This window comes from Nonomuraea cypriaca (assembly GCF_015645445.1).
GTDB lineage: Bacteria > Actinomycetota > Actinomycetes > Streptosporangiales > Streptosporangiaceae > Nonomuraea > Nonomuraea cypriaca.
Map to the genome: position 1 here is coordinate 1 of NZ_JADOGI010000293.1, position 11,306 is coordinate 11,306.

Sequence of the window (11,306 nt, forward strand, 5' to 3'; positions counted from 1 at the left end):
GTCGGGCATGTTGACATCGAGCACGGCGACGTCGGGCCGGTGCTCGACGGCCAGGCTCAGCGCGGCGGCGCCGGTGGCGGCGACGCCCACCACCGTCATCCCGGGCTCGGCGTCCAGCACCGCCCGCAGGCCGGAGACGAAGATGGGATGGTCGTCGGCGAGGATCAGCCGGATCATCGGGGCCCTCCCAGACTCGTCGGCAGAAAGGCGCGCACCTGGGTGCCGTCGCCGTGCGAGGAGCGTACCGACCAGGTGCCGCCGACCTCGGCGGCGCGTTCCCGCATCGAGCGGAACCCGACACCGGGCGGCCGGTCGGGGTCGAGCCCGCGGCCGTCGTCGCGGACCGTCACCTGCACGCCGCCGTCGGCCGGCGCGATCGTGGCGGTGCAGCGGGTGGCGCCGCTGTGGCGGGCCGCGTTCGTGATCGCCTCGACGGCGATCCGGTACGCCGCCGTCTCCACGGCTGCCGGCAGCGCCGGCATCGGCTCGGGGCCGGTGACCTCGATGGACATCTCGCCCGCCAGGGCGGTCGCGCGGACCCGGATGGCGCCGAGCACGCCCAGCTGGTCGAGTGCCGGCGGGCGCAGCGCCTCGACCAGGCGCCGCACGTCGCTCACCGACGCGGACGCCTCCGCCGAGATCTCCTCGAGCAGGGGCCGGGCGGCCGTGTCCGCCGGTACGGCCCGGGCCGCGAGCCCGGCCTTGAGCCCGATGGCGGCCAGCGCCGGGCCCAGCCCGTCGTGGAGGTCGCGGCGCAGCCGGCGGCGCTCGTCCTCCCGGGAGGCCACCACCTCGGCACGCGACCTGATCAGGTCGTCGTGCAGCCGTACCGCCTGCACGGCGGTGCCCACCTGTTGCGCCAGCGAGGCGATCAGGCGCAGGTCGACGGGAGCGAGGGGGTCGTCGCTGTCGCGTGCCGAGACCCGCAGCCGGCCGACGAGCGTCCCGTGGTGGCGCAGCGGCTCGGTGTGCACCGGGCCGACGGCGACGCCGTGCTGGGCCGCCTCGTGGCATTGGCCCGTGCCGTCCGCCAGGTCGATCGCCACGTACGGCACCCGCAGCGACCTGGCCACGGTCTCGACGATCGCGGGCAGCACGTCGGCGGGCAGCAGCACCGCCTGCAGCCGGGTGCCGAGCCGGGTGAGCGCGCTCGCGGGGTCGTGGCGGTCGCCGTACATCACCCGGTTGACCGTACTCTGCGCGAGGTTGCGCAGCGGCGCCAGCGCGAGGGCCGCGCCCGCCGCGGTGAGCGCGGCGGCCATCGTCTGCGACAACCTCAGCCCGCCGGCCAGCAGCGCCACGACGGCCACGTAGCCGGCGACCAGGACCGCGACGACACTGGCGTACACCAGTGACCGGTTCGCCAGCCGCTCGATGTCGAACAACCGGTGGCGGCGCAACGCCACCCCGATGCCGGCCACGAACGGCAGCGCCGACAGCCCGAGCGCGCCCCACGGCAGCAGCCGGGCGCCCGCGACCAACTCCGGCAGATGCCAGCCCGCGAGCCCGAGCACGGCCGTGACGGCGGCGCCGCCGAGCAACCAGCGCATCCTGCCGCGCATCACCGGATCCGGGTTGCCGCGGTAGCTGACGAAACCCCAGATCGTGCTGGTGGCCAGGGTCAGCGCCACGACCGCGGTCTGGCCGGTGTGCAGCAGCCCGAGCCAGCCGAAAGCGTTGGGCGCGAGCAGCGCGGCGACCCCGGCCCACAAGGTCATCGCGGCGGGCGGCACGGCGTACGCGACGGCGATCGTCCTGCGGCCCCGGACCGAGCCGGGGTGGCGGGAGGTGAAGGCGATCGTGAAGGCCAGCAGGGCACCCCAGGAGATCGAGTAGGCGCCGATCGCGTTGAGGTGGAACAACCACAGCGGGGGTCCGCCGGTGGCCATGGCCAGGGCCGGTAGCCCGGCGGCGACGGTGAACGTGCTGCCCAGCAGACCCGCCGACAGGACCAGCAACGGGCCCGTGGCGGGCTCGCCGGGGCGTCGCAGGAACAGCGCGGTGGCAAGCCCGGCGAGCGCCACGACGAAGACGAGGTTGCCCCACCCCTGCAGGGCCAGCGGGTACGGGTCCGGGCGCTCCACCCGGACGGCCACGACGGCCGGCCGCTCGCGCACCACGTCATACCGGAGGGTCGTCCCTGGCGGCGGACGGTCCACGGCGCCCGGCCCGTCGGCGAGCGGGCGCCCGGCGATGCCGGTGACCAGGTCACCGGTCCGCAGCCCGGAGCTCCCGGCTGGGGCCGGGACGTCCACCACCACGCCGTCGGGCCGCCACCCCAGCCGCACCACGCTGCGGTCCGAGGGCGCGTCCAGGCAGACGGCGGTCGCCACCGCGCCCAGGACGACGAGGACGATCGCGACCGCCGCCGGGGCCCTGAACCGTCGCCGCGTCGCCGTCGTCACTGACCACCAGGCGGACATGAACTCATCGTCACCGACATCTCCGCAGGACGCCATCACTTCAGCGCCTACGGTTCTTGACCTCTGAGGCTGAGGGCACCCCGGACCGGTGGATCGGCCGAGGGCTCTTAGGAAGACTGACCGCGTGACAGGTGAGGAGCTGCTGGACGCGGTCGCGGGCGGGGACGCCGACGCGGTCGGACGGCTGCTGGACGGTGGCGTGTCACCGGACGAGGCCGACGAGGACGGAAGCACGGCCTTCTACCGGGCCGGATACCTTCAGGGTGCCGGCGGCGGGGATGTCCTGGTGGTCCTCGTTCGTGGCTGTCACCGTGCCAGACGCCTTGGCCCGCTTACCACGAGGGGAATGGAGGGCCCAGGTTCGTCGTGTTAGTGAGAATGAGAGCCATGCCACGCTCCGCGGGGCATGGCTCTGTGACTCTCGGCGAGTTCGGGCCCCTTGCTGTTGGTGAGGGCCCGAACTCCTACTGCTGCGGGGAGGGGCAAGGCAGTGTGAGGCCAGGCGCTGCTCAGTGCTTGTCGTCGGCTAGGGCCGTGGATGATGCGGTGGGCGGCCGGAACCAGCGGCTGCTTCATGCGCTATGACAGCACGTCAAGAAGGCCGGGAAACTTCAAGCGAAAACTAATCATTTTGGACTTAGGGTTCAAGTTTGAAGTATGTTAGGGGGTGTGGGAGACATGGAGGAGCCGCGGTGGCTCGATGGTGAGGAACAGCGGAGCTGGTATGCGCTGGCGTTGTTGCTCAACCAGCTGCCCGCCGCGCTGGACGCTCAGATGCAGCGGGACGCCGGGATCGGCCAGTTCGAGTACATGGTGCTGTCGGCACTGTCGATGGCACCGGAGCGGACGATGCGGATGAGCCTGCTGGCCGAGTACGCCGGCGCGACCCTGTCGCGGCTGTCGAACGTGGTCAGCCGTCTGGAGAAGCGCGGCTGGGTGACGCGGTCATCCGCCCCCTCCAGCGGCCGGACAACCCTGGCGACCCTCACCGGCGACGGCCTGGCCGTAGTCGAGGACGCTGCGCCCCAGCACGTTGCCGAAGTCCGTCGCCTGGTCGTCGACCCGCTGACCAAGGCCCAGCAGCGGCAGCTCCGCGCGATCGCCTCCCGCGTCCTGCGGGCTATCGACCCCGCCCGCGAGCTCCCCGAACACTCCTGACCCGCTGCGGGCAACAGGCTCGCGAGTGTCTTTCACCTTCACCCGTTCTACGAGAGGACTTCCGTCATGCCCACTATCGCGATCGTCGGTGCCGGCCCCGGCCTGGGCGCCTCCCTCGGCAAGGTCTTCGGCGGCCACGGCTACGACGTCGCCCTGATCTCCCGCAGCAAGGACAACCTCGACGCCCTGGCCGCCAGCCTCACCGAGCACGGCGTCACCGCCGAGGGGTTCGCGGCCGACGTCGCCGACCCCGCCTCGCTCACCGCCGCGCTGGAGACTGCGACCGCCCGGTTCGGCAGGATCGACGTGCTGGAGTTCTCGCCCTATGCGGGCCTGGTCCAGGTCTCCCCTGCCGAGGTCACCATCGACAACCTCGCGCCCGCCATCCAGGAGATTCTCTACGGCGCCGTCGCCGCCACCCAGGCCGTCCTACCCGCCATGATCGAAGCAGGGGCCGGGACGCTGCTCTACACCACCGGCGGCGGCGCGATCAGCCCCTATCCGTTCCTTGCCACCCTCAACGCCGCCCAGGCAGGCCTCCGCAACTGGGTTCACAACCTCCACAACGCCCTCGCCGACCAGGGCATCTACGCCGGTGTCGTCGCGGTCAACGCCATGATCAGCGACAACGCACCCGACGGATACCCCGCCATCGCACCCGACGCCCTCGCCCGGCACTACTGGGACCTCCACACCCATCACAGCCAGACCGAACTGGTCCTCCCCGCCTGACACGTGAATCAACACACCGATTTCGCCGATCACGTGGGCGGCGGCCATCGGCCCGATCCCGGGGATGCTCGTCAAGAGCTCGATCGAGTCGCTACGCCGCACTCCGCCTGATGCCGTGCACCTCGATGCCCGCACGTTCGGCCGGGTGCCTGGAGCGGCTGTACGGCGGGCGTGAGCGTCTGAAGATCGCCGGAGGTCAGGCGCGGTGGTCCCAGCCCGGGCTGACGAGGCCGGTCTCGTAGGCGAAGACGACCAGTTGAGCCCGGTTCCTGACGTCGAGTTTCATCATCGCCCGGCTCACATGGCTGCGGATCGTCGCCGTGCTGAGGAACAGGGCGGCGGCGATCTCCTCGTTGCCCAGTCCCTGGCCGACGAGGATCACCACTTCGCGTTCCCGGTCGGTGAGCTCGTCGCGGTGTCCGTGGTTGCCGGGCGGCGGCTTGGCCCTGCGCGTGTACTCGGCGATCAGCCGGCGGGTCACGCTTGGCGACAGGATGGCCTCCCCGGCCGCCGCGACCCGCACGGCGTTGATCAGTTCGTCGGGCATGCTGTGCTTGACCAGGAAACCGGCCGCGCCCGCCTGCAGCGCCTCGAACACGTACTCGTCCATTTCGAAGGTGGTCAGGATGACCACCTTCACCTCGGCGGTGACGGGCGAGGCCAGGATCGCGCGAGTGGCCTCCAGGCCGTCCATCCTCGGCATCCTGATGTCCATCAGCACGACGTCGGGCCTGGCCGCCCGCGTCTGCTCGATCGCGGCCAGCCCGTCGCCTGCCTCGCCGACGATCTCCACGTCGTCGGCGCCGGATAGCAGCGCGGCGAAGCCGGCCCGCACCAGGGGCTGGTCGTCGGCCAGCAGGACGCGGATCACCGGTGCTCCTTGAGGACGGGGATGGTTGCCTGCACGGACCAGGCGAACGGCTCGGCGGGGCCCGCGGTCAGGATGCCGCCGTAGGTTTCCACGCGGGCGCGCATGCCCGCGATGCCGCGCCCGCCTCCCGACGTACGAGCGCCGTCGATGGTGGGTGCCAGGTTGTCCACCCGCACCGACAGCCGTTTCGGGTGATAGTCGATCCGGACCCAGGTCTTGGGGTGCCCGGCGTGCCGCAGCACGTTCGTCAGTGACTCCAGCACCACGCGGCCTGCGACCAGGTCGTGGGTCGCGGGCAGCCGCAGCGGCTCGCCGGTGACCTCGACCTCGATGTCGAGCCCGCCTCCGTGCGCGGAGGCGAGGAGGCCGTCCAGGTCCGAGAGTGAGGGGGACGGCAATCGGGACGCGGTGCGTGTGGGGTCTCTGAGCGCGTCCAGCAGTGCCTGCACGTCGGTGAGCGCGCGCCCGCTCGCCTCCTGCACGACCCGCAGAGCCTCCTCGACGCCCGGGCGCTGGTTGGCGTGCAGGTGCAGGCCGGCGGAGGCTTGGATGTTGATCACCGACAGGTGATGGCCCACCACGTCGTGCAGCTCTCGTGCCAGTTCCAGGCGTTCCTCGGCCGCTTCCCGTCTGAGCTGGTCCGCATGGGCCTCCAGGCTCGCCGCGAGGCGGCGGCGCCGTTCCTCATTCAGGGCGTGGCGGTGCCGGATCAGTTCCCCGAGCGCGAGGAGGAAGAGCAGCCAGGCGGCCAGGGCGCCCAGCCGTGCCAGCGACGGGGCTACCACGCCGGAAAGCAGATCGGGCAGCACGCTGGACGGCGGGGCAGGCAACAGGAGGGCCCCGACGTGTCCGGCCAGGGTCACGATGACCAGGAGGTAGGCCGCCGCGCGGGCACGGTGGACGACGGCGCCGACCAAGGCGACGATCATCGGCGTGTAGACGGGGCCCGGCGGGAGGCCGCCGAATATGTACGTCCAGGTGACGGCGGCGCAGCCGGCCAGCACCAGCGACGGGCTGTGCCGGCGCCACCAGAGCAGGACCGGGGCGGTCAGCAGCCAGAGCACGATCCCGGGCGTCAGCCCGCCCAGGGCGTCGTTGTGCACGGCCACGACGATGACGCCGCCGACATTGATCGCCGCGGTGACGGCGACCCACAGCGCGTCGAGCGCCCGTTCGGCTGGCGTGCGCGGCCCGGGGCGCGGGGCGGCGTTGGGGTCGGCCCCTGGGTCGGCCCCTGGGTCGGCCCCTGGGTCGGCCCCTGGGTCGGCCCCTGGGTCGGCCACTACGGCGTTCTCCTTACCAGATATCACTCGGCTGGTCACTCGAGATTCTGCCGTTTCAGACTGCCGCGGACGTCCTCCGTGGGGATGCGTTGGCAGTACGCCGCGAAGATGACATCTCCGCGCGGGCGGGCAGCGGCGGTGCACCCTCAGCGAGGCGAGCGGCGGGTCAGCGCCAGCACCGCGCTGATCACGGCCACGACCACCGCGACCATCTGGAGCCAGAGCCCGGTCGCAATACCTGGATGACGACACGCTCTCTGACCGTGAGGCGACCACGGCTCGCATAGGGCGCAGGCGCCGAGCACGCGATCATCGGCCGGAGCGGAGTAGGTGACGCGCCGATTCCGGCGCCTCCGGCGGGTCGGAAACGTCGTCGTGAGGATGTAGCCCGGCGCCGCCGAATCAAGCATTTTGTGGAGTTTGGCTTACCTCCCAGGGGTGACGACCCGGCCCGACTGCGGCGACACGATGTGCGATGTCCTTGTTGCCCCGATGGACGCGCCAGGTAAGCCCTGCGCTCCGAGGAGATGACGATGCTCTTGCCCCGTTCGTTCCGTAATGTCTCGTCCCGTCGCGTCATGGCGTTGCTCAGCAGTTGCGTCCTCGTGAGTGGTGCGCTGGTCGGCGGTGTCAGCGCCCCGTCGCCCGCCATGGCGGCGCGTGCGGCGTACGGCCCGAGCGGGCCACCCGGCCAGGCGAGCTGGGTCAGCACGTGGGCCACCGGCGTGACCGCCGTCCCGGACAAGGCTCCCGACTACCCGGACGGCAGGATCACCTACCTGGAGGACCAGACCGTACGGCAGGTAGTGCACACCAGCGTCGGCGGCGATGCCCTCACCCTGCGATTGTCCAACGAGCACGGCGACGAGCCGCTGCGCCTGGGCGCGGTGCACGTGGCCGCACGCGCCGGCACCACGGGAACCGACATCGCCCCCGCCACTGACCGGCGGGTGACCTTCGGTGGGAAACGGGCAGTGACGCTCCCCGCGGGCGCGCGCGTCGTGAGCGATCCCGTCAAGCTGGACGTGGCGCCGGACGCTGACCTCGTGATCAGCCTCCACCTGCCCGAACGCACCGAAGTCAGCACGGTCCACCAATACGCGCTGCAGGTGAACGCTGTCGCGGACGGCGATGTCACCGGGGCCAGGACGGTGACTCCGGTCGCCGCCCCTGAGCAGTGGATGTTCCTGTCCGGAGTGAACGTGGCGGCCCGCCCTCGGACCTCGGCCGTCGTGGTCCTGGGCGACTCGATCTCCGACGGCGTCGAGACCACAATAGGCGCCAACCATCGCTGGCCCGACCTGCTCTCGGACCGGCTGCGCGCCGACCGCCGTACCCCTGACCTCGGCGTCGCCAACGTCGGCATCGCCGGCAACCGGCTCCTGCACGACCCGAACCCGCCCGCGGGAAAGCCCGCCGAGGCCTACGCCGCGTACTCCGGGCCCTCGGCGCTGCGCCGCTTCCGCGGCGACGTTCTGGACCAGCCCGGCACCGAGCACGTGATCGTCCTCCTGGGAGTGAACGACCTGGGCCAGCCCGGCTTGTCCGCCCCGGTGGAGGAGGCCGTCACGGCCGAACAGCTCATCCAAGGTCATCTGCGCCTCATCGCCAGGGCGCACGCCCGCGGGCTGAAGATCTACGGCGGCACCGTCACCCCGTTCAAAGGCCCGGGATTCGGCTTCTGGAACGAGAAGATCGAGGCCAAGCGCCAGGCGGTCAACCGCTGGATCCGCACCAGCGGCGCCTACGACGCCGTGATCGACTTCGACGCGGCCGTACGCGACCCGGCTCAGCCGCTTCGCCTGCGCCCCGACTACGACAGCGGCGACCACCTCCATCTCAACGACGCCGGCGCACAAGCCATGGCCACGGCGGTGCCCCTGCGCCTCCTCCGCTGATACTCTCCGCCGCCGCATTCCAGAGCGCGTCCACCGAACTGATGTGCAGGCGTTGAGCGGCCGGCACCGGCACCCACGTGCCTGATTCGACGCGGAGTCACCCGGCTTCTTGCTCATCCATCGTCGATCACACGAATGGTCGTAAGACCATCATGCGGCTCGCGTCGTACCGGCGACGGCATCCTGCGTACCCCCGGAAACGTGGGGCAGTCGCGACTACGCCCTGCCGGTCACCAAGTCCAAGGCGGGCGGTCGGGCGGGTCAGGAGTCACAGTTCCTTGTGGTCGGTGTGGTCGAGTCGGGTGTCGGGGACCGGGCGGCTGGTGGTGACGGTGAAATCGTCGACGTCGTCCAGGACGAAGGTCGGCGTTCCTTGGACCGTGTTGGCCCGGTTGTGGTGGAAGTCGGCGTCGGCCACGTCTCGCAATACGTACGCGGGGCGGGTGTCGTGTTCGTCGAACCTGACCTCGACGTTGTCGAGCGTGATGCCTTTGGCGTGCCGGATGAAGAAGCCGTAGGCGGGCAGGGGGCCTCACATCAAAGACTCGGCTGGGGTTGTCCGCCGGGGTCAAGGGTGCCGCCTCGGCGGCGGTTCCTGGTGCCAGCGGCAGCGCGGCGCCGGCCGTCGAGGCCGCTCCCATCGTGACCATGCGGCGACGGCTCATCGATTTGTCCACAATCTCTCCCTTTGGCTGCTCATGATTTCGTCTGACGACGGGGACGTCGCGCCATCCTCGGAGGCGGTCGCGGCCGCTGTCTTCGTGTCGAGGGGTGCGTGCTTCCCGCACGCACCCCTCGGCGTAGGCGGCCCACGCCCGGGCGTGGGCGTCCGGTCTCAGTCGGCGGCGTACGTGCGGCAGGCGTCGGCGCGTCTCGCGTGCTTGAGACCGAGGTGGCGGGTGTGCCGGTCCGTGTCGTCGCGGGGGTGAGAAATCAGATATCAGATGGCGAGTTCCACGATCGTGATGTCCGGGGGTGCGCCGACCCTTATTGGTGGTCCCCAGAATCCCGCTCCCTTGGTCACGTAGAGTTGCGTGTCGCCGAAGCGCTCGTACCCGGCGAGTGTCGGCTGCGCCCAGGAGGTGAGCAGGTCCAGCGGCATCATCTGGCCGCCGTGGGTGTGCCCGGACAGCTGCAGGTCCACGCCGTGGCGCATCGCCTCGTTCACCTGTACCGGCTGGTGGGCCAGCAGGATCACCGGGCGGGCCGGGTCGCGGTCGCCGAGCGCCCGGTCGTAGTCGGGCGCGTGGTCCTGCTGGGCGCCGGTCACGTCGTTCACTCCGGCCAGGTCGAGGCCGGGCAGCTCCACGCGTTCGTTCTGCAGCGGCCGGATGCCCAGCTCCCGCAGCTCCTCGATCCACTCGGCCGCGCCGGAGAGGTACTCGTGGTTGCCGGTGACGAAGAACGTGCCGTGCCGGCTGCGTAGGTCGCGCAGGGGAGCGGCGGCGGAGGCGAGCTGCTCGACGGTGCCGTCGACGAGGTCTCCGACGATCGCGACGAGGTCGGCGCCGGTGCCGTTGATCATGTCGACGATGCGCTGGGTGTGCGCTCGTCCCAGTATCGGTCCCAGGTGGATGTCGCCGACCAGCGCGATCCGCAGGCCGTGGGCCTTCGGTCCGCCGCGCCGCAGCCGTACGGTGACGCGGTCGAGCCGGGGCGGGCCCAGGGCGGTCACCATGCCGTACCCGACGATGCCCGTCGCGGCGGCCCCTGCCGTCACCGCGATCGAGCGGGCCAGGAACACGCGCCGTGCCGGGTCCGGAGTCTCGGCCCGCGCTCTTGCCCGCCACTTACGGGTCACCGCCACGGCCAGGCGTACGGGCTCGGCGAGGATGAGCAGGATCAGCAGGTAGATGGCCAGCCCGTACCAGATGTTGCTCGGCCAGGCGATCCATCGGGACACGGCGATGTCCAGGTAGAACGGCGTGATGAGCGCGGCCGGGATGAACACCGCGAGCACCGCCGCCAGCACGGTGCCCGCGCGGCGGGCGCGGGACCGGGCGGGCGTGGTGCCCCGGACGAGGCGGGCCCACAGATAGAGGTGGGCCAGCAGCCACATCACCGACTGCCCCCATACCCATGACGGGATCGACATCAATCACTCTCCAACGAGGTCAGCGGCGGCGGGTCGAAGGGGGTCCCCGTCATCGGCCCGGAATGCGCCATCCCTTCTACGTACGACGGGGTAGCTGCGATCTCTCGACTACATCCGTAGGTGTTTCATGCGCTCGACAGCGCTCGCCGGGATCTGGGCCTCCTGATGAGGATCTCGACCACGATGAGGTTGACGATCCACCCGAGCGCTTGCCCGATCGGGATCATGGACTGGGCGCCGGCTGCTATCGAGCCCGCGCCCGCCGTGCCGCCGAACGGGATTTGGGCCAGCAGGAGGAGCGGCACCAGGATCCGTGAGGTGACGGCGAGGAAGGTGAGCGCGTAGTTGCGCATCATCCAGTTCCGGTGGCGGACGAAGTCGCGGCGGCGGGCGGCCCGGACGGCGAGCCAGCCGGTGACCAGCCACAGGATGGCGGGGATGGTCAGGCCGATCTGGGTGATGATGCGGCCTGACAGCAGCGCCACCGGTACGGCGGCCAGCGCGGAGGGCAGCACCCCCGCCAGGAGATAGCAGCGGCCGATCGTCCGGTGCATTCGCCGGCGCGCCCGGATCGCGGGAATGAACTGGAGCGGGCCGAGCACGAGCGCGACCAGCGCCGTGAAGATGTGCGCGACGAGCAGGTAGTAGTGCGGCTCGCTGGTGACGTCGAGGCGGCTGCCGTCGCTGTTGAGCCCGAGGTAGGGGCTGACGAGCACGGCACCGAACACGGCCGCGACGATGAGCATCAGCCAGATCTTGCGGGCTCGCGCCGGCCTGACGGCGGCCGGCCCGCTCCGCTGGTGGTGGATCATTCAGTTTTCCAAGGGTTGGTGGTGGGTGGGGGGC

At 71.1% G+C, this 11,306-nt stretch carries 11 protein-coding genes; 4 read left to right on the forward strand and 7 right to left on the reverse strand.

What is annotated here, in order from left to right; genetic code table 11:
* Positions 1-177, reverse strand: a 177-nt coding sequence (locus tag ITP53_RS49235) for a response regulator transcription factor (protein ID WP_195902389.1), incomplete at its 3' end; no start/stop codon positions are given.
* Complete coding sequence (locus ITP53_RS49240) at positions 174-2,423, reverse strand: histidine kinase (protein ID WP_195902390.1); 2,250 nt, start codon at positions 2,421-2,423, stop codon at positions 174-176. The genes ITP53_RS49240 and ITP53_RS49235, both read right to left, overlap by 4 nt.
* 124 nt (positions 2,424-2,547) lie before the next feature.
* Here ITP53_RS49240 and ITP53_RS49245 point away from each other — a divergent pair, with 124 nt between their 5' ends.
* The 3 genes from ITP53_RS49245 (at position 2,548) to ITP53_RS49255 (ending at position 4,313) form a co-directional block, all read left to right on the forward strand.
* Positions 2,548-2,796, forward strand: coding sequence for an ankyrin repeat domain-containing protein (locus ITP53_RS49245; protein ID WP_195902391.1), 249 nt, complete (start codon positions 2,548-2,550; stop codon positions 2,794-2,796).
* A 305-nt stretch (positions 2,797-3,101) separates the two neighbouring features.
* On the forward strand, positions 3,102-3,581 hold the full coding sequence (locus ITP53_RS49250) for a MarR family winged helix-turn-helix transcriptional regulator (protein ID WP_195902398.1): 480 nt from the start codon (positions 3,102-3,104) through the stop codon (positions 3,579-3,581).
* Between the two features lie 66 nt (positions 3,582-3,647).
* On the forward strand, positions 3,648-4,313 hold the full coding sequence (locus tag ITP53_RS49255; protein WP_195902392.1) for an SDR family NAD(P)-dependent oxidoreductase: 666 nt from the start codon (positions 3,648-3,650) through the stop codon (positions 4,311-4,313).
* 196 nt (positions 4,314-4,509) lie between these two features.
* On the opposite strand, the gene ITP53_RS49260 is transcribed toward ITP53_RS49255, so the two are convergent.
* Both ITP53_RS49260 and ITP53_RS49265 read right to left on the reverse strand, forming a co-directional pair.
* A complete protein-coding gene (locus ITP53_RS49260) occupies positions 4,510-5,184 on the reverse strand; it encodes a response regulator transcription factor (protein WP_195902393.1) in 675 nt (224 codons plus the stop codon).
* The gene (locus ITP53_RS49265; RefSeq protein ID WP_195902394.1) at positions 5,181-6,467 is read right to left on the reverse strand and encodes a sensor histidine kinase; all 1,287 of its coding nucleotides are present in this window, start codon (positions 6,465-6,467) and stop codon (positions 5,181-5,183) included. Before ITP53_RS49265 ends, ITP53_RS49260 begins: the two co-directional genes overlap by 4 nt.
* 533 nt (positions 6,468-7,000) lie before the next feature.
* Here ITP53_RS49265 and ITP53_RS49270 point away from each other — a divergent pair.
* Positions 7,001-8,365, forward strand: a complete 1,365-nt coding sequence (locus ITP53_RS49270) for an SGNH/GDSL hydrolase family protein (protein ID WP_236052041.1) — start codon at positions 7,001-7,003, stop codon at positions 8,363-8,365.
* A gap of 268 nt (positions 8,366-8,633) precedes the next feature.
* Here ITP53_RS49270 and ITP53_RS49275 read toward each other — a convergent pair whose 3' ends face one another.
* The 3 genes from ITP53_RS49275 to ITP53_RS49285 form a co-directional block, all read right to left on the reverse strand.
* Positions 8,634-8,783 carry a hypothetical protein gene (locus tag ITP53_RS49275; RefSeq protein ID WP_195902395.1) on the reverse strand — a complete coding sequence of 50 codons (150 nt, stop codon included), beginning with the start codon at positions 8,781-8,783 and terminating at the stop codon, positions 8,634-8,636.
* 522 nt (positions 8,784-9,305) lie between these two features.
* Positions 9,306-10,460 carry a metallophosphoesterase gene (locus tag ITP53_RS49280; protein ID WP_195902396.1) on the reverse strand — a complete coding sequence of 385 codons (1,155 nt, stop codon included), beginning with the start codon at positions 10,458-10,460 and terminating at the stop codon, positions 9,306-9,308.
* Between the two features lie 125 nt (positions 10,461-10,585).
* Positions 10,586-11,206: a DUF2306 domain-containing protein gene (locus ITP53_RS49285; RefSeq protein WP_236052042.1), complete on the reverse strand. Its 621-nt coding sequence runs from the start codon at positions 11,204-11,206 to the stop codon at positions 10,586-10,588.
* Positions 11,207-11,306 lie beyond the last annotated feature (100 nt).